This is a genomic window from Pontibacter saemangeumensis, assembly GCF_039541895.1.
GTDB lineage: Bacteria > Bacteroidota > Bacteroidia > Cytophagales > Hymenobacteraceae > Pontibacter > Pontibacter saemangeumensis.
Map to the genome: position 1 here is coordinate 92,901 of NZ_BAABHC010000029.1, position 24,319 is coordinate 117,219.

20 protein-coding genes are annotated in these 24,319 nt (G+C 53.4%); 13 read left to right on the forward strand and 7 right to left on the reverse strand.

Annotated features, from left to right (window positions below):
* Positions 1-432: 432 nt before the first annotated feature.
* Positions 433-1,332, forward strand: a complete 900-nt coding sequence (locus tag ABD920_RS18770; protein WP_345161088.1) for a flavin reductase family protein — start codon at positions 433-435, stop codon at positions 1,330-1,332.
* A 200-nt stretch (positions 1,333-1,532) separates the two neighbouring features.
* Here ABD920_RS18770 and ABD920_RS18775 read toward each other — a convergent pair whose 3' ends face one another.
* Genes ABD920_RS18775 through porX form a run of 3 tightly spaced genes read right to left on the reverse strand, consistent with a single transcriptional unit; the run spans position 1,533 to position 4,762 of the window.
* The gene (locus ABD920_RS18775) at positions 1,533-2,759 is read right to left on the reverse strand and encodes an alanine dehydrogenase (protein WP_345161090.1); all 1,227 of its coding nucleotides are present in this window, start codon (positions 2,757-2,759) and stop codon (positions 1,533-1,535) included.
* Position 2,760: 1 nt separating this feature from the next.
* Entirely contained in the window at positions 2,761-3,207 is a 447-nt protein-coding gene (gene tsaE / locus ABD920_RS18780) for a tRNA (adenosine(37)-N6)-threonylcarbamoyltransferase complex ATPase subunit type 1 TsaE (RefSeq protein WP_345161092.1), read from the reverse strand.
* Positions 3,200-4,762: a T9SS response regulator signal transducer PorX gene (gene porX, locus ABD920_RS18785; protein ID WP_345161094.1), complete on the reverse strand. Its 1,563-nt coding sequence runs from the start codon at positions 4,760-4,762 to the stop codon at positions 3,200-3,202. Before porX ends, tsaE begins: the two co-directional genes overlap by 8 nt.
* Before the next feature lie 202 nt (positions 4,763-4,964).
* On the opposite strand from porX, the gene ABD920_RS18790 reads away from it, so the two are divergent.
* From ABD920_RS18790 to ABD920_RS18825, 8 genes are all read left to right on the forward strand, one after another.
* Positions 4,965-6,197 carry an HD domain-containing protein gene (locus tag ABD920_RS18790; RefSeq protein WP_345161096.1) on the forward strand — a complete coding sequence of 411 codons (1,233 nt, stop codon included), beginning with the start codon at positions 4,965-4,967 and terminating at the stop codon, positions 6,195-6,197.
* A 249-nt stretch (positions 6,198-6,446) separates the two neighbouring features.
* On the forward strand, positions 6,447-7,265 hold the full coding sequence (locus tag ABD920_RS18795; RefSeq protein ID WP_345161098.1) for a DUF2971 domain-containing protein: 819 nt from the start codon (positions 6,447-6,449) through the stop codon (positions 7,263-7,265).
* Positions 7,266-7,561: 296 nt separating this feature from the next.
* The gene (gene lpxD, locus ABD920_RS18800) at positions 7,562-8,593 is read left to right on the forward strand and encodes a UDP-3-O-(3-hydroxymyristoyl)glucosamine N-acyltransferase (RefSeq protein ID WP_345161100.1); all 1,032 of its coding nucleotides are present in this window, start codon (positions 7,562-7,564) and stop codon (positions 8,591-8,593) included.
* 184 nt (positions 8,594-8,777) lie between these two features.
* On the forward strand, positions 8,778-10,172 hold the full coding sequence (locus ABD920_RS18805; protein WP_345161102.1) for a bifunctional UDP-3-O-[3-hydroxymyristoyl] N-acetylglucosamine deacetylase/3-hydroxyacyl-ACP dehydratase: 1,395 nt from the start codon (positions 8,778-8,780) through the stop codon (positions 10,170-10,172).
* Positions 10,169-10,960 (forward strand): acyl-ACP--UDP-N-acetylglucosamine O-acyltransferase, encoded by a 792-nt coding sequence (gene lpxA / locus ABD920_RS18810; RefSeq protein WP_345161104.1) that lies wholly within the window; start codon positions 10,169-10,171, stop codon positions 10,958-10,960. The genes ABD920_RS18805 and lpxA overlap by 4 nt, the downstream gene beginning before the upstream one ends.
* Positions 10,950-11,582, forward strand: a complete 633-nt coding sequence (locus ABD920_RS18815; protein WP_345161106.1) for an ABC transporter ATP-binding protein — start codon at positions 10,950-10,952, stop codon at positions 11,580-11,582. The genes lpxA and ABD920_RS18815 overlap by 11 nt, the downstream gene beginning before the upstream one ends.
* 238 nt (positions 11,583-11,820) lie before the next feature.
* Positions 11,821-12,528 carry a YebC/PmpR family DNA-binding transcriptional regulator gene (locus ABD920_RS18820; RefSeq protein ID WP_345161108.1) on the forward strand — a complete coding sequence of 236 codons (708 nt, stop codon included), beginning with the start codon at positions 11,821-11,823 and terminating at the stop codon, positions 12,526-12,528.
* 129 nt (positions 12,529-12,657) lie between these two features.
* Complete coding sequence (locus tag ABD920_RS18825; RefSeq protein WP_345161110.1) at positions 12,658-13,623, forward strand: calcium/sodium antiporter; 966 nt, start codon at positions 12,658-12,660, stop codon at positions 13,621-13,623.
* Positions 13,624-13,869: 246 nt separating this feature from the next.
* Here the strand turns inward: ABD920_RS18825 and ABD920_RS18830 are convergent, their stop codons facing one another.
* Together ABD920_RS18830 and ABD920_RS18835 are read right to left on the reverse strand one after the other, a co-directional pair.
* Positions 13,870-15,150: an erythromycin esterase family protein gene (locus tag ABD920_RS18830; RefSeq protein ID WP_345161112.1), complete on the reverse strand. Its 1,281-nt coding sequence runs from the start codon at positions 15,148-15,150 to the stop codon at positions 13,870-13,872.
* A gap of 146 nt (positions 15,151-15,296) precedes the next feature.
* Positions 15,297-16,028, reverse strand: coding sequence for a DUF4197 domain-containing protein (locus ABD920_RS18835; protein WP_345161115.1), 732 nt, complete (start codon positions 16,026-16,028; stop codon positions 15,297-15,299).
* 66 nt (positions 16,029-16,094) lie between these two features.
* On the opposite strand from ABD920_RS18835, the gene ABD920_RS18840 reads away from it, so the two are divergent.
* From ABD920_RS18840 to ABD920_RS18850, 3 genes are all read left to right on the forward strand, one after another.
* Complete coding sequence (locus tag ABD920_RS18840) at positions 16,095-17,354, forward strand: competence/damage-inducible protein A (RefSeq protein WP_345161117.1); 1,260 nt, start codon at positions 16,095-16,097, stop codon at positions 17,352-17,354.
* A 147-nt stretch (positions 17,355-17,501) separates the two neighbouring features.
* Positions 17,502-18,881: a dihydrolipoamide acetyltransferase family protein gene (locus tag ABD920_RS18845; protein WP_345161119.1), complete on the forward strand. Its 1,380-nt coding sequence runs from the start codon at positions 17,502-17,504 to the stop codon at positions 18,879-18,881.
* A 180-nt stretch (positions 18,882-19,061) separates the two neighbouring features.
* Positions 19,062-19,577, forward strand: coding sequence for a hypothetical protein (locus tag ABD920_RS18850; protein WP_345161121.1), 516 nt, complete (start codon positions 19,062-19,064; stop codon positions 19,575-19,577).
* A gap of 220 nt (positions 19,578-19,797) precedes the next feature.
* On the opposite strand, the gene ABD920_RS18855 is transcribed toward ABD920_RS18850, so the two are convergent.
* Positions 19,798-20,529, reverse strand: coding sequence for an ROK family protein (locus tag ABD920_RS18855; RefSeq protein ID WP_345161123.1), 732 nt, complete (start codon positions 20,527-20,529; stop codon positions 19,798-19,800).
* A 228-nt stretch (positions 20,530-20,757) separates the two neighbouring features.
* Between ABD920_RS18855 and ABD920_RS18860 the strand changes: the two genes are divergently transcribed.
* A complete protein-coding gene (locus ABD920_RS18860) occupies positions 20,758-21,363 on the forward strand; it encodes a hypothetical protein (protein ID WP_345161125.1) in 606 nt (201 codons plus the stop codon).
* A gap of 116 nt (positions 21,364-21,479) precedes the next feature.
* Here the strand turns inward: ABD920_RS18860 and ABD920_RS18865 are convergent, their stop codons facing one another.
* Positions 21,480-24,116: a valine--tRNA ligase gene (locus ABD920_RS18865; RefSeq protein ID WP_345161127.1), complete on the reverse strand. Its 2,637-nt coding sequence runs from the start codon at positions 24,114-24,116 to the stop codon at positions 21,480-21,482.
* Positions 24,117-24,319: the final 203 nt, after the last annotated feature.

A 24,319-nucleotide genomic window follows, 5' to 3' on the forward strand; every position in this document is an offset into this window, starting at 1 on the left:
CACAAGCATAATATAAATATTTGACATACAGCCTGTTAACAACAATGTTATTGTTAAAAAATATATTATCTCCTAATAGTCAGGATATTATTAAATAAAATACTTTATCAAATCTATATGAACGATTAAAGGAAGCAGAGGGAAAACCAATGTTTAAGCATGGTTGAAGTCGCATAAAATGGAAAATTCAGGTGCAAGTTGTTTAAGTAGGGAATTTATTCCTTCGCTCCCTTCATCTTTTGTTACAGCCGAATGAGCAAAACGAAAAAAGGCTTGAATACCGCAACAGCTTCAGGCATCTCTCCTCTATTTCATTGATAATCAAACCATCGGACAGCAGCAGCAGCTTCTGCTATAGCGAAATGATGTATAGTTTTATACCTTTGCCAGCAAACCTGCTTTGATGGCATTTTATAAGCATCCGTCTCCTCGATGAAAACAATAGATCCGCAGCAGGCGCAGGCATCGGAAGTGTACGCACTCTTGTCCGGCCTCGTCGTACCCCGCCCCATCGCGTTTGCCAGCACCATTGACCTTGATGCGAATGTAAACCTGAGCCCGTTCAGCTTCTTCAACCTGTTCAGCGCGAAGCCGCCTGTCCTGGTTTTTTCGCCCCTGAGCCGCATGCGCGACAATAGCAGCAAGCACACGCTGCAAAACATACTGGCCACGAAAGAGGTAGTCGTTAACATCGGCAACTACGAGATGGTAGAGCAGATGTCGCTGGCTAGCACGGAGTATGGCGCAGGCGTGAATGAATTCCTGAAAGCAGGCCTGACTCCCGAGAAGTCGGTTCACGTCAAGCCCCCCCGGATAAAAGAAGCCCCTGCTGCCTTCGAATGCAAAGTAACGGACGTGCTAAAACTCGGCTCGGAGGGCGGCGCAGGCAACCTGGTACTGTGCGAGGTGCTGCTGCTGCACGTAAACGAGCGTATTTTAGACGAGCACGGGAAAGTCGATCCTTTTAAACTGGATGCTGTGGCCCGCATGGGCGGCGATTACTATTTACATGCCACGAAAGAGGCCATTTTTGAACTGCCTAAGCCGCTTCGCACCAAGGGTATGGGCGTAGACCAGCTTCCCGAGTTTATCCGCAACAGCAGCCTGCTTACCGGCAACAACCTGGGTCGGCTCGGCAACACTGAAAAAATACCTGCAAGGCAGGAAGTGGACGCTTTCAGGACAAACCCGCTGGTAGCTTATATCCTCGCAAAGCACGGCCACGAACCGGTGGTACTGCGGCAGGAGCTGGAAATGCTTGGAAAAAAACTTTTGGATGAGAACCAGGTACAGGACGCATGGAAAGTACTGTTGCTCAGCAGCTATATATAGCTTCTTACAGTTGGCGACTTATATAGCTTTGTAGCTTTCAGGCCCCCTGGAGCAGACCTACAACTTGGTGGCTTCTGATGCTGCTCCCTTATGCACCTTGATCTTAGCCAATTTTAAAGACGCTAATTTACGCAGTTAAACACAAACACCCACCGGGGCGGGTGTAGAGATAAGTTTGGTGTCCTGTGTCTTTAGGATGTTTAATTTCTTACCGCGATCATGAGCCCGAGCTCTTTATAACGCATGCCAAATCTTTTGGCAATATGGCCATTGGTGAGGCTGCCCTTGTATATATAAACGCCGCTGCGGTAGTGCTCGTTCATGAACAGCACCTCGTTGATGCCGCCGTATTTGGAGAACTCTGTGAAGATGGGGGTAAAGATGTTGCTGAGCGCCTGCGAGGCTGTGCGGGGCACGCGAGAGGGAATGTTCGGCACGCAGTAATGGATGATGTCATATTTGCGGTAAACCGGGCGGGAATGAGACGTAAGCTCCGAAGTCTCAAAGCAGCCCCCCTGGTCAATGCACACGTCAATTATAATAGAGCCGGGGTTCATCTGCGCAATGATGCTCTCCTCCACCATATAGGTGATCTGCCCCTCTTCCGCCACCAGGGCGCCAATTACTACATCGGCCTGTTTTATCTCGTGGTAGAGCACTGCTTTGTCCAGCGTGGAGGTGAACAGCTGCGTACCCACGTTCTGCTTCAGGCGGCGCAGTTTATATATATGATTGTCGAACACCTTTACTTCGGCCCCCAGGCCAAAAGCGGCGCGCGCAGCATGCTCTGCCACCGTACCTGCCCCCAGTATCACCACCTTGCTGGGGGGCACGCCGGTAATGCCGCCCAGTATAACGCCTTTGCCGTCGCTGCTGCTGCTCAGGTACTCCGCCGCCACCAGCATCACGGTGCTGCCTGCAATCTCGCTCATGGCGCGCACCACCGGCTTGGCATCCGACTTGTCGCGGATCAGCTCGAAGGAGATAGCGTTGATTTTCTTGTTGAGCAGGGCGTTTATATAGTCTACTGTCAGGTTGCCGAACTGCAGCGCCGAGATCAGCGTCTGCCCCGCCCGCAGGTACTCCACCTCCTCGTAGGTCGGCGGCGCTATCTTCAGGATGATGTTCGCCTCGTAAACCTCCTCGGGGGAGTAAACGATTTTGGCGCCTGCCTCGGAATACTCATGGTCGGAGTACTTGGATGGGCTGCCGGCGCCTGTCTCCAGCAAGATGCGGTGGCCCTGGTCAGTAAGCTGCTTTACCGCGTCGGGCGTCAGGCCAATGCGGTTCTCCTGGAACGAAGACTCTTTGGGAATGCCGATAAACAAGCTGCGGCGCCTCTCTTCTACTGCCAGCATCGACTCCTTTGGGTAAAGGGCGCGGCTTGTAGCTAACTTCGCTAAATCCACGGCTAACTTCTCCGTCATACTATACTTGGTTTATGGTCATGGTGCGCACCTCGCCATCAAGAGCAGGTTGCAGCTTTACGAGCAGGTAATGCTCCGGCAACAAATGGGGTATCATCGAGGGCCACTCAATCAGGCACAGCCTGCCCGACTCGAAATATTCGGGCGCGCCGATGTCAAGCGCCTCCCGTTCCTCATTTATCCTATAAAAATCAAAATGGTAAATAAGTTTCCCGCCTGCGGCCTCGTACTCATTCACAAGCGCAAAGGTAGGGCTACTGACGTTCTCCTGTACACCCAGCTGCAAACAAATTTCCTTGATCAAAGTTGTCTTGCCCGCACCCATCGGACCCTCAAACAGGAGAATAAGCTCCTGCCCGGCTGCCGCTATAAGCACAGAAGCCGCCGCCGGCACATCAGCCAACGACGACATCTTGAATTCTGCTTTATGCGTTCCGGTGCTAGCCATTCTTCGGAGAAAGTGTGACAAACGGTATAATGACTTCCTCCAGTGAAATGCCCCCGTGCTGGAAGGTATCCTTGTAGAAATTCACGTAGTAGTTATAGTTATTCGGGTAAGCGAAGAAATAATCCTCGATTGCGAACACAAACGTAGTGGAAACGTTGGCCTTTGGCAAGAAAAATCGCTCCGGTTTGCGCACCGTGAAAACGTCCTTATCGGTATAGCCCAGGTTTTTACCGTGCTTGTAGCGCAGGTTGGTATTGGTGTTACGGTCGCCGATGATCTTGAACGGGCGCTTTACCCGGATCGTGCCGTGGTCGGTGGTGATGATGAGGCGGCCTTTCTTCTCGGAAATCATCTTCAGCGTCTCAAAGAGCGGCGAGTGCAGGAACCAGGATTTCGTGATGGAGCGGTAAGCCGACTCGTCCGGCGCCAATTCACGCACCATGTTGCTGTCGGTGCGGGCGTGCGAGAGCATATCCACGAAGTTGTACACGATCACGTTCAGCTTGTTGTTGTCGAGGTTGCTGAACTTGGAGAGCAGGTCCTTTCCGGCGGCCGGGTTGGTTATTTTGTGGTAGCTGTGCTTTTCCGTCATGCGGTTCTGCTGGAACTGGATATCCAGGAAATCAGCCTCGTGCAGGTTCTTGCCTTCCTCCTCGTCGTCACCCACCCACATGTTCGGGTATTTCTTGGCGATCTCGGTGGGGAGCATGCCCGAGAAGATAGCGTTTCGGGCGTAGGCAGTGGTGGTAGGCAGGATAGAGTAGAACATCTCCTCCTGGTCCACCGTGAAGTAATCGGAAATGAGTGGCTCCAGTACTTTCCACTGGTCGTAGCGCAGGTTATCGATCAGCAGGAAGTACACTGGCCGGTCAGATTCCTTCATCATCGGGAACACGCGCTCCCTGAACAGCTGGTGCGACATGAGCGGGGCGTCGTCCGAGTCATTATTTATCCATTCCTCGTAGTTCTCCATTATGAACTTGGCGAAATTGGAGTTTGCCTCGTCCTTTTGCATGTTGATGACGTCGGCCATGCTCTTGTTCTCCGTCTCGTCAATCTCCAGCTCCCAGTATACCAGTTTCTTATATATATCGGCCCACTCCTGCGGGCTGAGGCGCTCGCCAAAAGCCATGCCCAGCGTGCGGAAGTCGCGCTGGTAGCTCATGTTCGTCTTCTCTGATACCAGGCGCTTGTTATCCAGCACTTTTTTCACCGATAGCAGAATCTGGTTCGGGTTAAGCGGCTTAATGAGGTAATCAGTAATGCGCGAACCGATGGCCTCTTCCATGATGTGCTCCTCCTCGCTCTTGGTAATCATGATCACAGGCACCATCGGACGGATGTTCTTGAGCTCGGTCAGGGTTTCGAGTCCGCTGATGCCGGGCATATTCTCATCCAGAAACACAAGGTCGAAGGTACGCTCCTGAAACACCTCAATGGCATCGGTGCCACTGTTGACAGGCGTGATGTTATAGCCACGGTCCTCGAGGAACAGTATGTGTGGCTTGAGCAAATCTATCTCGTCATCCGCCCATAAAATATCGTATCTTTGCATAGTTTAATTTAGTTGATTGTTAGATGGCCACCCGGTTGAAACGCTAAGTGTATATACTTAGACTTACGGAAAAGGCAGCAACAGATGCCATTCTGGTATACTTTAATATCGCCGGACAAGGCCGGCCATACGCCAAAGATACAGTTAAATACTGCACCAGCCCAGCTACACATAGCACTCAACAATCAAACCAACTGTTTCCGTGAACAAGAAAAAAATACTCAACGACCCTGTCTACGGTTTCATCACCGTGCCCTCCGAGTTTCTCTTCGATATCATCAACCACCCTTACTTCCAGCGGCTGCGGCGTATTAAGCAGCTGGGGCTAACGGAAATGGTGTACCCGGGGGCACTCCACACGCGTTTTCACCATGCATTGGGGGCCATGCACCTGATGAACACGGCCCTGCAGACGCTGAAAAGTAAGAATAACGAAATAAGCGATAAAGAACTCGAGGCGTCGCTGATCGCCATCCTGCTGCACGACATCGGACACGGTCCTTTCTCGCACGCGCTGGAAACAGCCATCTTCAAAAACGTGCACCACGAGGACCTCTCGCTGCACATCATGCATATGCTGAACGATGCCTTCGACGGCAGGCTGAGTTTAGCCATCGCTATCTTCACCGATCAGTACGAGCGCCGCTTCTTCCACCAGTTGGTATCGAGCCAGTTGGATGTGGACCGCCTGGACTACCTGAACCGCGACAGCTTTTACACCGGCGTATACGAGGGTAAGATCGGGGCCGACCGTATCATTAAGATGCTGGATGTGGCCAATGACCAACTGGTGGTCGAGGAGAAAGCCATTTACAGCATCGAGAATTTCCTGGTGAGCCGTCGCCTGATGTACTGGCAGGTGTACCTGCACAAAACTGTGATCAGCGCAGAGAACATGGTGCTGCGGGCCGTGCAGCGGGCCCGCGAGCTGCTTCAGCAGGGCGTGGAGGTAGCTGCCAGCCCCTGTCTCCGCTTTTTCCTGGCCTCCGACCTCACCATGCAGGACTTTGAACAGGATAACACCATCCTGGAACGCTTCGTGAGCCTGGACGACCATGATATATGGGGTGGGATCAAACTCTGGGCTTCGCACCCCGACAAGGTGCTGTCCTTCCTGGCAAACAGCATCCTGAACCGGCGGCTCTTTAAGGTGATTATCTCCAGTAAGCCCATTGAAGAGGAAATGCTGCTGGGCATAAGTGAGCTGGTGCAGGAGCGGTTTGGGGTAAACGAGGAGGAGGTAAAGTACCTGATGATATCCGGCAAAATAGGCAATAACGCATACGATGTGGAAGGCCAGACGATCAACATGCTCACCAAATCCGGCTATGTGGTGGATGTGGCCGAGGCCTCTGACCTGCCCAGCATCCGGGCGCTGAGCACGAAGGTGGAGAAATACTACGTGTGTTACCCAAAAGAGGTGGCCGCGCTGTAATCTGTTGAGCTGTTTTACACTTACACCCCATTTTATAATTAGGGCCTTCTTGCTCCTAAAGCTAAAATATTAGTTAGGGATTCAAGCTCGTTAACAACCTTTAACCTCATAAGCTCGACTTTACATTATGCAGCATATGCTAAAGTAGGACTTTGTAAACACTTGCCTTGAAATAAAGCAAAATTTGTGTACTGATTAACTGTAAATCATATATGTTCATATTAAGTTAAGCAGGATGAAATATTAGCTATGGCTTACAATAACGATCAACATTTTGAACGAGTTAAGGAGAGCTTCAGCAGGTTAGGGTTATTGAATTCTATGATACCCACAACTCATTATCACTACACGTCAGCAGAATCTGCTTTACTGATTTTACAAGGAGCTAAGTTAAGGTTTAGTAATCCATCTTCATTCAACGACCCGTTTGATATGGATACTTCAATCATCAACTTTGATTGTGACCGCGAAGCCTTCATCAACTTTCTGCTTAGGAGTAGACCGCACCTTGATAAGGTTGAACTTGAGTCCATGTATAACAGAAGAGTAGCAATCAATCCTAAGCACTTTCAAGACATTGCTTCTCGCACTTTGATAAAATATAGAGAAAATTTTGGTGTAGCCTGTTTTTCTCAGGACTACAAAAATTACCTGCTGTGGAGTCACTATGCTAAAAACCATACAGGAGTCTGTATAGGCTTTAGATACAATACTTTCTCAGGGTACTTACCTATGCCCGTCAGGTATACTAAGAAGAAGATTTTTGTTAACCACTTTGACAGAAACGTTGAGCCGCTTATATACTTGGCTTATTTGAAATCAAGTGTTTGGAAGTATGAAAAAGAGATAAGGGCTATATATTTCAATATGAGAGAATATCCAGATAACTTGATTCCTTTTGAAAAGTCTTGCTTGTTAACTTTACACTTCGGCATCAGGGTATCTGAAGAAGACAAAGATAAAATTATTTCAGCTTTGCATATAAATCAGTATTCGAATGTAAAAGTATTCAACATGGTAGCAAACCGAAGTGACTATGGGTTCCTGAAACCCAATGCATTATTTTGAAAAGTCATGAGCTTAGGAAGTTATAGTTTACCCTCTGCTTATGTTGCAAGCTTTGGCTTCGTGCCTACGGTATATAGCAATTTATTAATCTGCTGGCATTTATTTCTGAGCCTCACTCTGTGCCGCCCCAAATGCCTCTTGCATTAGCTTTCAGATATAAACCTTCTAAAGATTACCCCTGCCCTTGCAACCCTATATAGGATATAAGCTGTCTTACTGTTAATGCGGCAGAGTTTTTTGTTAAGTTTGCAGCCCCAAAGCATTAGCCTTTTAAGTTTTTGCCCTAATTTTACAAAATGGAATTTACTGTTCAACAGATAGCTGACCTGCTGCAGGGCACAATAGAAGGAGACAACTTATCTAAAGTCAGCACTTTAGCCAAAATTGAAGAGGCAGGGCCGGGTGCGCTTGCGTTCCTATCGAACCCAAAGTATGAGCACTTCCTGTATTCCACTAACGCCAGCGCTGTGATTGTATCGGATAAGCTGGAAGTGAAGAAATCCGTTTCCGCCGCGCTTATACGGGTTACAGACCCCTATTCGAGCTTCTCTACGCTCCTGCAGTATTACCAGACGGCCCTGATTGCCTCCAAAACCGGGGTTGAAGAGCCATGTTTTATGGGAGATGGAAGCCAGATAGGCGATAACCACTACCGCGGTGCTTTTTCATATATAGGCCATAACTGCAAAATAGGAAGCAATGTGCGTATTTTCCCGCAGGTATATATAGGCGATAATGTGCAGATAGGCGACAACACCACCCTGTTCGCCGGCGTTAAGCTATATACCAACACCGTGGTGGGCAGCAACTGCACCATACATGCGGGCGCGGTACTGGGCAGCGACGGCTTTGGCTTTGCGCCGCAGCCGGACGGGACCTACAAAGCCATTCCGCAGATAGGTAACGTGGTGCTGGAAGACGATATCTCGGTGGGAGCCAACACCACCATAGACTGCGCCACGATGGGCTCCACGCTCATCCGAAAGGGCACGAAGATTGATAACCTGGTGCAGGTTGCCCACAACGTGGAGGTGGGCCGCCATACCGTGATCGCCTCGCAGACCGGTATTTCCGGCTCTACCAAAATAGGCAACAACTGCGTGATTGCGGGGCAGGTGGGCATCGTGGGCCATATATCCCTTGCCGACAAAACAACCGTGGGCGCACAGTCAGGCGTTTCAAAATCCGTGAAAGAGACAGGCACGATCATACAGGGGTCCCCGGCCTTCGATTACAAGCAGAATCTGCGCGCCATGACGGTTTTCCGCAAACTGCCGGAGCTGCAGCGCGACCTCGACCTCCTCCTGAAAGATAAAAGCACCAACTAACCTGCCAGGCTCTCCTTCCAAAGCTACTTTCCGAATAAAAAGTGGTAATAGCTTATATAAAATCTTAAGTTTGCAACGGTAATGGGTTTAACAGCCCCTTCCCTGCTTTTTATAACGACGGCAGCAGTTTGGCTGCCGCTGTTGTTATTCTGAGGCAAGCACTTAACACGACTAAGATACGTGCATGAACGATAAACAGCATACCATTAAAGCACCGGTCACCGTATCGGGTATTGGGTTGCACACAGGCGTAGTTTCTAACATGACTTTCAAGCCTGCCCCCGTTAACCACGGCTTCAAGTTTCAGCGCATTGACCTGCCCGGGCAGCCGACTGTGGCTGCCGATGCAGACTACGTGGTGGACTTATCGCGGGGAACTACCATTGAGCAGAACGGCGCGCGCGTGAACACGGTGGAGCATACGCTGGCCGCGCTGGTTGGCCTGCAGCTCGACAACGTGCTGATTGAACTGGACGGCCCGGAGCCCCCGATCATGGATGGCTCCTCCATTGAGTTTGTGCGGGCGCTGCAACGCGTTGGGATGCAGGAGCAGAATGCGCTCCGCAATTACTTCGAAATCACCTCTGGTATCACCTACAAAGACGAGAGCCGTGGCGTGGAGATCGTGGCCCTGCCGTTAGACGATTACCGCCTGACCGCCATGGTAGACTACAACTCCCCCGTGTTGGGCAGCCAGCACGCCTCCATCACCAACATGGAGCAGTTTGAGGGCGAGATTGCCCCTTGCCGCACTTTCGTTTTCCTGCATGAGCTGGAGGCGCTTTACAAACAGAACCTGATCAAGGGCGGCGACCTGGACAACGCCATCGTGATCGTGGACCGTGTAGTGAAGGACGAAGAGCTTTCCTACCTGTCGGAGCTGCTGAAGAAGCCGAAGGTGCAGGTGAAAAAAGAGGGGGTGCTGAACAACACGGACCTGCGATTCAAAAATGAGCCCGCGCGCCACAAGCTTCTGGACCTGATGGGCGACCTCGCCCTGATCGGAAGGCCAATTAAAGGGCAGATCCTGGCAGCGCGCCCAGGCCATGCCGCGAACATTGCCTTTGCCAAGAAGGTGAAGAAGATGATACGCGAGGCGAGCATCAAGAACGTGCCTACCTATGATCCGAAGAAAAAGCCGGTGATGGACATTAACCAGATTGCGGCCACGCTGCCACACCGCTACCCTTTCCTGCTGATCGATAAAATCATCCACTTAGACGAAACCACCGTCACCGGCGTTAAGAACATAACCCTGAACGAGCCGTTTTTCCAGGGGCACTTCCCCGGGAACCCTGTGCTGCCCGGCGTCATCCAGATTGAGGCCATGGCTCAGACGGGTGGTATTCTGGTGTTGAGCACCGTAGAAAACCCGGAAGATTACTGGCCCTACTTTTTGGGAATAGACAAGTGCCGCTTCAAGCGCAAAGTGGTTCCGGGCGATACAATCATCTTTAAATGTGAGCTGCTGGCGCCTATTAAGCGCGGCATTGCCAAAATGAGCGGTCAGGCCTTTGTGGCAGGCCAACTGGTGATGGAAGCTGAAATGTCGGCAAGCATAGTAAAAAAAGACGCATGAACCAGCCATTAGCATACATACACCCAGAGGCTAAGATCGCGCATAACGTTGTAGTGGAGCCTTTTTCCACGATCTACAAAAACGTGGAGATTGGGGAAGGGACCTGGATCGGGCCGAACGTGACCATCATGGAAGGGGCGCGCATCGGCAAGAACTGCAAGATATTCCCGGGCGCGGTTATCTCCTCTGTGCCGCAGGATCTGAAGTTTGCCGGCGAGGACACCACCGCCGTGATTGGAGACAACACGGTGGTGAGAGAGTGCGTCACCATCAGCCGCGGCACCATCGACAAGATGCGCACCGTTGTGGGCAACAATTGCCTCATCATGTCCTATGCCCACATTGCGCACGACTGCATCATCGGCAACAACTGCATCCTGGTAAATGCCGTGCAGCTGGGCGGGCACGTGGAGATGGGCGACTATGCCATCATCGGCGGTTCCAGTGCTGCACACCAGTTCGTGAAGATCGGGGCGCACGCCATGGTGTCCGGCGGGTCCCTGATCCGTAAAGACGTGCCGCCTTATGTGAAGGCAGCGCGCGAGCCGCTTACGTACGCCGGTATCAATTCGATCGGGTTACGCCGCAGGGGCTTCAGCAGCGAGCAGATAAACGACATTCAGCATGTGTACCGCCTGTTGTTCATGAGCGGCCTGAACTATACCGAAGCCCTCGACAAGATCGAACTGGAACTCGCCCCAAGCAAAGAGCGCGACGAGATACTGAATTTTGTGCGCAACTCCGGCCGCGGTATCATCAAGAGCTACTTCGCCAAAGATGCAAATTAACCTAAGCAACTTAGGTAAACGCTATAACTACGAGTGGATTTTCCGGAACCTGACTTACAAATTTGAGGCAGGCACCTCCTATGCTATTTTAGGGCATAATGGGTCCGGGAAGTCCACGCTGCTTACGACCATTGCCGGGCACAACCTGCACAGCGAGGGCGAAATCCTATATATAGCAGGCGGCCAGGCAATCGCAGCCGAAGAGGCGTACCGCCACCTGTCGCTCACGGCCCCGTACCTGGAGTTGGTGGAGGAATTCACGCTGCTGGAGCTCATCGACTTCCACACCCGGTTCAAGCCGCTGCGTCACCGCCTCTCCCACCCCGAACTGGTAGACCGCATGGGCCTGCAGAAGTCCCGCAACAAGTTTGTAAAGGATTTCTCCTCCGGCATGAAGCAGCGCCTGAAACTGGGGCTGGCCATCTACTCTGACACCACGCTCCTGCTGCTCGACGAGCCTACCACCAACCTGGACCAGGAAGGGGTGGCCTGGTACCAGGAGCACGTGGCGCAGAACCAGGAAGGCCGCCTCATCATTGTAGCCTCCAACATCCTGCACGAGTACAGCTTCTGCCAGCATCGCCTGCACATCACTGACTTTCACCCTCCAGCCAGGAAGTAAGCGTTAGCTTGTTGTTTTGGTGATTGCTGGTTGTTGATTGTCAAATTGTTAGGCGGCTATACATCATGCTCTTTAACAATGCTATATCAACTAAACAGACAATCAGAAAGCAGTAATTTAAAAGCTCAGCCATTAAACAATTAGCCATTTAACAACTAACAACTGGCAATCAACAATCAAACCGCTACCAATTTACCCGGAAGCTGCCTAACTTTGCACTACACACGTAACTCATACCATGGGAAGAGCATTTGAATTCAGAAAAGCCCGTAAGTTTAAACGTTGGGACAAAATGTCGAAGGCTTTCACGCGCCTCGGCAAAGAGATAGTGATGGCGGTGAAGGAAGGCGGCCCAAGCCCCGACACTAACTCCCGCCTGCGCACGGCCATCCAGAACGCCAAAGGCGTGAACATGCCGAAAGACCGCATTGAGGCGGCCATCAAGAGAGCCTCCTCCAAAGAAGAGAAAGACTACGAAGAAGTAGTATATGAGGGTTATGCTCCACACGGCATTGCGGTGGTGATAGAGTGCGCCACCGATAACCTGAACCGCACCGTTGCCAACGTGCGCATGCACTTCTCCAAAGGCCACGGCTCGCTGGGCAAAACCGGCTCGCTGGACTTTCTTTTCGAGCGCAAGGGCATCTTCAAGATCCCGGCGGAGGGCGTGAACCTCGAGGACCTGGAGTTAGAGCTGATTGACTTCGGCGCCGAGGAGATATATGAGCACGAGGGCGAGATCATCATCGAAACGCCTTTCACGGAGTTCGGGAACATGCAGAAAGGGCTGGAGGAGAAAGGCCTGGAGGTTATTAGTGCCGATGTGCAGCGTATCCCCACCACCAGAACCGAGCTGACCGAGGAGCAGGAAGAGGAGGTCATGAACCTGATCGAGCGCCTCGAGGAAGACGACGACATACAGGCGGTTTATCATAACATGCAGTAGTTCTACAACCGCGCTGTACCTACGGTATATATGGCTGCTCAGAGCTTCAGGCGATGGGCAGCCATCTTTTTTAAACCTTTCGCACATCCCTTTCATACATAATCAAGCCGGATATGCCGGCTTCCTGCTATGCTTATATACTTCCTGTTCATTGTTGGGTTCATCTTACTGATAAAAGGGGCCGATGTGCTGGTGACAGGCGCCACTTCCATCGCAAAGCGTTTCGGCATCTCCGACATGGTGGTGGGTCTGACAATCGTCTCACTTGGCACCTCCATGCCAGAACTCATCGTCAACATTCTCTCAAGTGTGCAGGGGCAGTCTGAGTTGGCAATAGGAAATGTGTTCGGGAGCAATGTGGCCAACCTGCTGCTCATACTAGGGGTCTCTGCTATCATCTGCCCGCTGCCCATCCGGAAGGCCACTATTTTAAACGAGTTGCCCTTTTCCCTCATCGCGACGCTGCTGGTAGGGTTTCTTGCGAATGCCACCCTGCTGCATAACCGCGAAGAGTTATATATAAGCCGCCTGGACGGAGGCATCCTGCTCTTCTTCTTCGTGCTGTTTATGGTCTACATCTACCACGTCGCCAAGACAAATAAAGAGGAAGTGCTGGCACATTCTTCCGAAACGGCTGTTATGACGGTCTGGAAGTCGGTGCTGCTCATCCTATTAGGGATCGCGTGTTTGTTTCTGGGAGGAAAATGGGTGGTAGACGGTGCTGTATATATGGCCGAGTCGTTTGGGCTCAGCGAGTCGTTTATCGGGCTTACTGTGGTGGCCATCGGCACCTCGCTGCCGGAGCTGTTCACCTCAGCCATGGCCGCTTACCGGCGCAATATCGACATAGCGGTGGGTAATGTGGTTGGCTCCAACATCTTTAACCTTCTCTGGATACTGGGTGTCAGCGCCCTTATCCGCCCGCTCCCGTTTAACGTGATGAGCAATTCCGATATCGTGATGATGATCTTTGCGAGTACCCTCCTCATCCTGGCGATGCCCTTCGGCAGGAGAAACACCATCGACCGCCTGAACGGGGTGATATTCCTGCTCATTTACCTGGCCTATCTGGTATACCTCGTGATGAGGGGATAATCCTTGAGTGCCGGGACAAAGCTTCCTGAGCACTTGGTTCTGATACCAGCTCGCCTAAACCTTCTTCCATATATGGCTTCGCCCTTTTGTACGAAAGAGGAGTGGCGTTTTACTGTAGCTATATATGATGTGACATTATATATAGCCTGATGCTCTTTATAAAAGCTATCTGCTGCAAGTTGATCAAAGCCGCCACCCTCAACCGGTGCCTGGCATGTGCTTCCTGATTGAGAGTCTGCGCCGCCCTTAGTAGTTCCAGGGATAGAGGTCCGGCTCTGTGGCGCCGCGTGATTTCATGCGGAGCGGGTGAACAGCATCGGTTTCATCGAAGTAGATGAAGGCATCGTACCGCTCCGGAATGAGGGTGGGGACATAGTTGCCGTAGGCCTCAAACTTTGGATCATATACCACCCCGATGGCCCGGTGCCCGATGCGCTGCTGTAGCTCCGGCACATCGCGCAGGTCTTTGGAGAGGATGATTTTGTCGTCGGTGCTGATGCGGTGCAGCATATCTTCCCAACTTCCTTCCACAGCCGGCGGCACATCCATCTTCTGCATAGGCGCCCCCCACGATTTGCCGGCTATCACGGTGCCCTGGTAGGAACCGAACCCGATCAGCTTCACCTGGTCTCTTCCGAACCGCTCCCGGGCCAGCTGGCCGATGTTGAACATGCCATCGTCTGCCATATCGGTATAGCGGGCATCGCCAATGTGCGTGTTATGCTCCCACACAATCGCCCTTGACTCCGGCCCATGAAACTCAAGCAGCCGCTCCAGGGTCTCCATCATATGGCTGTCGCGCACGTTCCAGGAACTGCCGCCGCCCCGTACCATGGCCCGGTAGTATTTCTCCGCGTTCACGGCCACGATGGCATTCTGCCTGGTGTTAAACTCGTTCTCCGGGTCATCGCTGTATATCCGGTGCGACTGCACCCGCTTCAGCATCTCAATGACTTCCTTCTCGCAGTCAGTCGGCACAAAAGCGGTGGCCTGCGCATATACCTGCGGGTCCCGGTTAAAGGGCTCAAAGCAATTGATGGCCGTGCGGGCAGCCTCGGCGACCTGTCCGTCCGTCCGTTCGAGGTAATTGACGATCTGGTCCAGCGACTCCCACAGGCTATATACATCCAGGCCATAAAAGCCGGCTTTCTCTTGCACATTCTTCATATGGTTGTGGTCGCGCAGCCACTCCACCAGAGCAGCTACCTCCCAGTTGGCCCACATCCAGGATGGCCAGCGCTTGTACACCTGCAGCACGTCCGCTATTTTATTCTCAGCGTTCTGATAGCCCTTTACCAGGCGGTTCACGGCATAGCATTCCGGCCAGTCACCCTCCACCGCCACAAAGTTGAAGCCTTTGTCGTGGATCAGCCGCTTCGAGATAGCCGTGCGCCAGGTATAATACTCGGAAGTGCCGTGCGAGGCCTCCCCAAGCATCACTACCCGGGCATCGCCAATCTCCTCCATCAACACGTCGAGGTCCTTTTCCTTGGTAATCCGCGTAAAGTTAAAAGATGTGTTTTCCATAGTAGTGTCCGCTAAATGTAGCGCCGGGGCTGTGTTCCGCGATTTGCTGTATTGTACTTTCAATCTGGGCTTTATGTTCCATAAAAAAACGCCCGCCCTGCTTCAGAGAAGCAAAGCGGGCGCTGAGGCCAGTACGCTTTTTTGGCTTATGACTGGTTTTCTTTCGCAAAGACCCTCCGCAGCAGTTCGGTAGTGCGGGCAATCGGGTTTTCACGGATGTTGGCTTCTTCCTGCGCCACCAGCACAAACAGGCCATCAATCGCTTTCTGAGTTGCGTAATCGTCCAGGTCCGGGTTCACCTTCTGCGTCAGCGGAATCTTGTTGTATTGGTTCACGATATCGGTATAGTAGCGGGTGGCGTTGGTCTTCTCCAGCGACTTAACCATAATCGGGTTGAACGCAGTATAGAGTTGCTGCGAGGTGGTGCGCTTCAGGTACTGGGTCGCCGCATCCCTGTCTCCCCTCAGAATTGCCCAGGCATCCGCGATGGTCAGTTGCTTGATGGCGCTCACAAAAATAGGCACCGCGCTTTGGGCGGCATCTTCGGCGCCCCGGTTCAGCGTAAGAATAAATTTATCGACCTCGCTGCCAAGCCCTACCTTCCGCAGGGTGTTCTCCACGCGCTGTACGTCTTCAGGAAAGGGGATGCGGATGAGGGAGTTCCCATAGTAGCCGTCGGTTTGGGAAGCCTGGGCGGAGCCATTCCGGATGCCGACCTCCAGCGCCTGCTTCAGGCCGGAGGCTACCTCGCTTTGCGTAACGGGCGCGCCGGTGGTACCGGCAAGCACGCCATCCACGGTGCGTTGTACTTCGGCCACCGTGCAGGCAGAGGCGCCAAGGGTGAGGGCGATAAAAGAAGTGTAAAGTATTTTTTTCATATCAGCGGAACATCTTTAGCTTAAAGCAGTTTTTCAAACCTACGCATAAATCAGACCAAATTAAACATGAAAGCAGTTATCGCTGAAATCATCACCATCGGGGATGAAATCCTCTTCGGCCATATCGTGGACACCAACTCTGCCTGGATGGGCACGGAACTGACGAAGATCGGGGTTCGGGTGAAGCAGATCACCTCAATCTCCGACAGCGCCGAACATATTGTGCAGGCCCTGGACGCCGCCCGCACAAGAGCCGACATCATCCTGATGACAGGCGGACTCGGCCCGACCAGGGATGACCTGACCAAGCACGTGCTGACGGCGTACTTCCACACCACCCTGAAGCTGCACGAACCGTCGCTGGCGGACGTGACGGAAATCTTCAGACACCGGGGCCGCGAAGTAACCGAACTGAACCGCCAGCAGGCGTTTCTCCCGGAGGCCTGCACACCGGTCCGGAATGTTCTGGGCACTGCGCCGGGGATGTGGTTTGAGCAGGAAGGCAAAGTGTTCGTGTCGATGCCGGGAGTGCCGTTCGAGATGAAGCGCATGATGACGGATATTGTGCTGCCCCAGCTGAAGGCCTATTTCAGGACACCACACATCATCCACAAAGTGGTGCAGACGGTGGGGATAGCAGAATCCATGCTCGCAGATAAACTGGAAGAATGGGAATACAGCCTGCCCGAACATATAAAGCTGGCTTACCTGCCGCACCTGGGGGGCGTGCGCCTGCGCCTGACCGGCACCGGTACCGATGCCGCGCTCCTGGACCAGGAGCTGCAGGCAGAGGTAAACAAGCTGGCGCACATCATTCCGAACAACATATTTGCTTATGGCGAGGTAAAGCTGGAGGAGGCTGTCGGGCAGCTGCTCAAGGAACAGGGGCTTACCATTGCCACCGCCGAAAGCTGCACAGGCGGTTACCTGGCACACAAGATCACCAGCGTCAGCGGCAGCTCGGCCTATTACCGGGGCAGCGTGATCGCGTATCATAACGAGGTTAAAATACGAGAGCTGCACGTGAAGCCGGAAACCCTGCAGCTGCATGGGGCCGTTAGCGAGGCCACTGTGCGGGAAATGGCCGAGCATGTGCGGGAGAAGTTCGGCACTGACATCGGCGTGGCGACCAGCGGAATTGCCGGCCCGGACGGCGGCACGGCCGAGAAACCCGTGGGCACTATCTGGATTGCCTATGCCGACAAGGACAGAACCGTCACGAGGCTGCTCCACTTCAACAAGGACAGGCTGCTCAACATTGAGTACACCGGCACGGCTGTGTTGAACCTGGTGCGCCAAAGTTTAACGGCTGCCGTTGAGGAATAGGCTAATTTTTCTAACTTTGTTCGGGTTTTGAAGGAGGAATCAGCTTTTAATAAGTGACGACTCACTTCTCAAAAAACGGAAAAATCAGGTCCGGGCTTTTTGCCTCCATGCCTGAAAAACTTAAACGATTAACGAACAACGACATATATGGCACTTGTAGAAATGGTGATGCCCAAGATGGGCGAAAGTATCATGGAAGGGACCGTTTTGAAATGGCTTAAGAGCGTGGGCGACACCATAGAGCAGGACGAGTCGGTGCTGGAAGTGGCGACAGACAAGGTGGACACCGAGGTACCCGCCCTGGAAGGTGGTGTGCTGCAGGAGATCCTGGTAAAGGAAGGAGACGTGGTAGCCGTGGGCGCCCCCATTGCCCTGATCGCAACCAACGGCGAGGAAACCGGTTCTCCTGCCGCCCCTGCTGCCACCGAAACACCAGCGCCAGCCACCACACCCGAAGCCGCCCCAGTGGCATCCGCCGCCGCAGCGCCTACAGAAAGTCCCAGCGCAGTGACCCGCCTCGATCAGCCCGCCATCGGACGTTTCTACTCCCCGCTCGTGCTCAACATCGCCCGTGAGGAAGGCATCCCAATGCAGGAACTGGAGTATATACCGGGCACCGGCAGTGAGGGCCGCGTTTCTAAAAAAGACATTTTGGCGTATGTCGAGAGCCGCTCAGCCACGCCGCAGCAGGCAACCGACCAGCCCCGTGCCGCAACTCCTGCACCGCAGCCGGCGGCACCAGCGCAAACTGCGTCGGCCGCAACACCGGCACCACAGCCACAGGCCGCCTCCGTGAAGCCTGCGGCCTCTGTCGGCGGCAACAGCGAGATTATCGAGATGGACCGCATGCGCCGGATGATCGCCGACCGCATGGTGGAAAGCAAACGCATTGCGCCGCACGTGACCTCTTTTGTGGAAGCGGATGTGACCAACCTGGTGAACTGGCGCAACAAGTGGAAGAACGACTACAAAAAGCGCGAAGGCGAGAACCTCACCTTCACGCCGATTTTCATCGATGCCATCGCAAAAGCGATCAAGGACTTCCCGATGATCAACGTGTCGGTAGACGGGGGCAACATCATCCGCCACCGGGACATTAACATTGGGATGGCCGTGGCGCTGCCAAGCGGGAACCTGATTGTGCCGAACATCAAGAATGCCGACCAACTGAACCTGAGCGGGCTTGCCAAGAAAGTCAATGACCTGGCAAACCGCGCCCGGATCAATAAACTCACGCCGGATGATTTGTCAGGCGGCACCTACACTGTTTCCAATGTGGGCTCTTTCGGAAACGTAATGGGCACCCCGATTATCATGCAGCCGCAGGTCGCGATTATGGCCGTGGGCGCTATCAAGAAAAAGCCAGCCGTGATTGAGACGCCCGAAGGGGATCTGATCGGCATACGCCATTTCATGTTCCTGTCGCACTCCTACGACCACCGCGTCGTAGACGGCTCGCTGGGAGGCATGTTCGTGCGCCGCGTGGCGGATTACCTGGAGAACTTCGACGTGAACCAGGCGATATAAGCTGGATAAGAGAGTACTGGTTTTGTATACAAACTGCTTGTTCCTTTAGAGGGGCAGGCAGTTTTGTTTTAGAGGCAGATCAAAATTAATTCTGGTTTCCCCACCTTTTAAAACCTGCCCATTTGCCTATCTTCACCACCTGAAACGATCTATAAACTGACTCACAAACCCGCTGAACCTATGCAACGCATTTTTCCCTGGATACTGGCAGGCCTTTTCCTTTTCCTCGCCCTTTATTTTTACTGGCAGCAGCGCGAGGCTGAAGGGCGCCTGGCTATTGCCGACAGCCAGGTGGAAGCGATTGACGAGGAACTGGCGCAGAAGGACGAAGCGGCTGATTCCTTAGAAGAGATGGTGTTGCCTCCCGACACGATGAACCTGGTGCCTCCGGGCGGCGCAGCGTTTGTGGATGAACTGGGCACGCTGAGTGCGTCGGATATACAGCGCCTGAAGCGCAAGGGGCTGAAAAACCCGGAAACAGATCTAATGAACGACCTGAGCCGCAAGCAGCGCGAGCTAATACCTGTAGAAGGCACCATGGGCGGCACCATGACGATCCGCGACAGCCGCATCCTGAACGACCGCTACGCCATGGCGTACTATGAAGACGGCCATAACGGCGGCTATATGCTGCTGAAGTACGCGGTCAGCAACGGCAACATCAACTGGACGGTGGTGGATAACTCACCTTTATAGGGGCATCTTCTATCCTGTACCTTCTTAAACCACATAACCGTGCATCAAAGAGCAGGATAGGCTTCAGCGGCATATAGTCGGCTATGAGAACGATGAGCCAAAGCGGTTTTATTTGGCCCATTTACTGGTTATGGCGCGCCAGAAGAAGAAGACGCCTCTTTGCTACCCCTGTACTCACTTTAAGCCGACAGGGACTGATTTGAACCAGCAGTAATAATTTTTACTTACTTGCCACCAGGAATTCATCCTGCCATAGCATCGCCCCTCCCTTGATGCCATCTACATTGGATACGATCGTGATGTTCTCATCCAGCTTAAAGAGAATCTCATCGGCATTCCCGCCGCTTATATATAAATAGTCGTAGTTGAAAACGGTTTTCAGGATCTGCAGCACACGCTGCACCCGCATGTTCCACTTCTCTACCCCTGCACTTTTAAAAGCTAGTTCGCCAACGTACTGGTCATAGTCTTTTCGCTTGGTTATGGGATGATGGGCCAGCTCGAGATGGGGCAGCAGGAAGCCGTTATGCAGCAGCGCTGAGCCAAAGCCGGTACCCAGGGTGATTACGATCTCCAGCCCTTTCCCCCGCACGACCCCCAGGCCCTGCAGGTCGGCATCGTTCACCACCCTCACCGGCTTCTGCAGCAGGGCTGCCAACTCCTGCCGCAGGTCGAACTGCCGCCAGAGATGCGTGCCCAAATTCGGGGCAGTCATCACGATGCCGTCCTTCACGTAGCCCGGAAATCCTACCGACACCCGATCATAAGTAGGAAAAGACTTTACCAGGTAGCTGATCGCGTCCAGCACATTTTCCGGTGAGGCGATGGAGGGGGTGTCCGTCTTTATATAGCTTGTCTGCAGCTCCCCCGCCTGGTTTAGAACAGTAGCCTTGATGCGTGAGCCGCCGATGTCGATACTTAATATGCTGAGTTGGTCTATAGTTTCCATCATAAGATGATTTACGCAAAGGAAGCGGTAAAGGGACAAAAGCCAGGCTGAGGGCGGTGCCGTGCCACGCGTAGCGCCTGTAGATAGAGAGTCAATGTAAGAAAAAAAATGGCAGGTTGCGGAGAAACTTTTGCCAGGCGACTTTCCGGCGCGGCAGGATGATAGGGGAACTTCTATCAGAATAACAATAGGCACAGCATTTGAGTATCAGGAAGCAAACGATCTATGGCCATGCTTTCATCTCTTTCCACCCTGCTTCCGCTGCTCCTTTTCTACGCGTTGGCTGTTGCGCCCGGCCTGCGCCTGCAGCAGGACCTTGAAAAGGACCTCGCCCATTTAACCGGCGACAGCCGCTACTTCATCAGCGACAACAGCACCCAGACCCCGTCGGTGCAAACGGTGGCAAATGACCTGCAACTTTTCCGGCTCGCTGCCGATCTTGACCTATCGAACGCCGCCCACAGCAGCCAAAGCAGAGGAGAGCACCGGGTTGATATATGGCGCTTTGAGGAAGGAGAGATCAAATCCATCTACCAAATTGAGAGCAACATTCTTTTAGACACCGTAATAACGCAGCGTTACCTCGACAACCGCACACCCACGCAGCAGCATATCACCAACAACTTTACCTTCAGAAGCTATGCCGTTTCAACTGCGGATGCCCCCCTAAAGCTATATTACCTGACTGAGGCTGAGCAAGGCTTGCTGGCTTACCGGCTGGGCGAGAAGCAGGTGGAGATCAACTACGCTGCAAAAAAGGAAGGCTTAACGGATGTGATTGAGGGATATAAAAAGGAGGTGGCTCAACTGCTGCGGGAGGCAGAAACCAAGCTGTAGCTTTTCACTTGCCCTTTTTTATATAGCACCCTATATGACAATGGCCGCCCCCGGATTGGGAGCGGCCATTGCCATATAGGAGAACGCACTTTCTCTTTCGGAATCTCGCGTCTATTTTACAGCCCCGCCAGGCTCTGCTCAATGGCGCTGATCCGGGCCTCGGCGTCAGCCTTCTTTTTACGCTCGGCAGATATCACAGCCTCCGGCGCGCCGCTCACGAAGCGCTCGTTGCTCAGCTTTTTATCTACCGAGGCGAGGAAACCTTTGGTGTACTCAAGCTCCTTTGTGAGGCGCTCGCGCTCGGCGGCCACGTCAATGTTGCCTTCCATCGGGATGAAGAACTCGTCGCTGCCCACTACAAAGCTGATCACGCCGCTCTCCAGGTTCTCTTCCACAAACCGGACCTCGTTCAGGTTGCCCAGTTTGTGCAGGATAGGCATAAAGGAGATATAACTTTCCTGGTTCGCCACTTTCATATATAAATCGAGCTGCTTGTTGTTTGGGATGTTCTTGGAGTTGCGGGTGTTGCGCACCGCACCCACCACATGCAGCACGTGCTCCATTTTCTGGATGATGTCCTTGTCGAATTTATCCTTCTTGGGCCAGGCAGCCACGATCAGGAACTCCTTTTGCTTGCGCGTTTTCAGCTCATGCCATATCTCCTCGGTAATGAACGGCATGAACGGGTGCAGCACCTTCAGCACATTCTCCAGCAGCCGCACGGTTTCATCCACCGTACGCTTGTCGATGGGTTGCTGATAGGCTGGCTTGATCATCTCCAGGTAGTTCGAGCAGAAATCATCCCACACCAGTTTATATACCGCCAGCAGCGCGTCCGAAATGCGGAACTTGCTGAAGTGGTCCTCGATCTGCACAAACGCCTCGTTGAAGCGGGACTCAAACCAGCTGATCGCCGTCTCGTTCGGGCACGGCAGGCTTTCGTCTACCTCCCACCCTTTGATGAGGCGGAAGGCATTCCATATCTTGTTAGTGAAGTTACGGCCCTGCTCCACCAGTTTTTCGTCAAAGAGCAGGTCATTGCCAGCTGGCGAGCTGAACAGCATGCCGGCGCGCACGCCATCGGCCCCGAACTGCTCGATCAGGTCCAGCGGGTCCGGCGAGTTGCCCAGCGACTTCGACATTTTACGGCCCTGCGCGTCACGCACAATGCCGGTCAGGTACACGTTCTTGAACGGCATTTCCTTCCGGAACTCATAGCCGGCCATGATCATGCGCGCCACCCAGAAAAATAGGATCTCAGGGGCCGTTACCAGGTCATTGGTAGGGTAGTAGTAAAGAATATCCTTGTTGTCGGGGTCTTTGAAACCGTTGAACACGGAAATTGGCCACAGCCACGACGAGAACCAGGTATCCAGCACATCCTCATCCTGGCGCAGGTCCGAAAGCTGCAGTTGGCTGTCGCCGCTCTCTCCGCGGGCGAGCTCCAGGGCCTCCTCTGCGGTAGTCGCCACCACAAAAGAACCGTTCGGCAGGTAGAACGCCGGGATGCGCTGACCCCACCACAACTGCCGCGAGATGCACCAGTCACGGATATTCTCCATCCAGGCGCGGTACATGTTCTTGAACTTCGGCGGGTACAGGCGAATGTCATCATTCAGAACGGCCTCAAGGGCAGGCGCTGCCATGTCATCCATCTTGCAGAACCACTGCATCGACAGGCGCGGCTCTATCACGGCGCCGGTGCGCTCCGAGGTCTGCAGCACGCTCTGGTACTCTTCTATCTTCACCAACAGATCAGCCTCCTGCAAGTCTTTCACGATGTTGCGGCGGGCGGCGAAACGATCCTGCCCTACATATAGCTTGGCCTGCTCATTTAAGGTGCCGTCGTTGTTTAATATGTCGATGGTCGGTAGCCGGTGCTTCTGCCCCAGTTCATAGTCATTCAGGTCATGGGCCGGCGTCACCTTCAAAGCCCCGGTTCCAAAATCAACGGAAACGTACTCGTCCAGGATAACCGGTATCTCCCGGCCCAGCAGCGGAATGCGCACTTTTTTGCCGTGCAGGTGCGTGTATCGGCTGTCCTTCGGGTTAACGGCCACGGCCACATCGGCCATAATCGTTTCGGGCCTGGAGGTGGCAACCGTTATATAGGCCGGCTCTGACGAGGCGCCATCCACCACCTCATACTGCAGGTGGTACATCCTGGCCATGGTTTCTTTCGGGAGCACTTCTTCGTCAGAGAGCGCCGTGCCGCCCAGCGGGTCCCAGTTCACCATGCGCACGCCCCGGTAGATAAGCCCTTTGCGGTACAGGTCCACGAACACCTCGATCACGGCGGCGCTCATGTCCTCCTCCATCGTGAAGCGGGTGCGGTCCCAGTCGCAGGAGGCACCGAGTTTCTTCAGCTGCTCCAGAATAATGCCACCGTACTTCTCTTTCCACTCCCAGGCATAGGTCAGGAATTCCTCCCGTGTCAGGTCTTTCTTGCTGATGCCGCGCTCTTTCAGCATCGCCACCACCTTGGCCTCCGTGGCAATGGAGGCGTGGTCGGTGCCGGGCACCCAGCAGGCTTCCTTGCCCTGCATGCGCGCGCGCCGGATCAGGATGTCCTGGATCGTGTTGTTGAGCATATGGCCCATGTGCAGCACCCCCGTCACGTTGGGCGGCGGAATCACGATGGAGTAAGGTTCCTTGTTCGGGTTGGGCTCGGAGTGGAAGAAGCCGCGCTGCATCCAGCTGTCGTACCACTTCTGCTCTACTTCTTTGGGGTTATATTTGGTTGAGATCGACATCGTACAGAATAATTTCCTGGAAAATTGGGAAACGCAAAATTAGGTAATTTTTGTGACCAAACCGCACAGCGGCACTGCAAGCGGCTGCCGCCTCAGGCACTCGCAGGAGCCGCGCACGCTGCGCGACCATGTGAGCGGCCTTACATAAGTTCAACAAAAAAGCCTGCGGTGAGGCAGGCTTTTCAACTCAAACAGCAATAGCG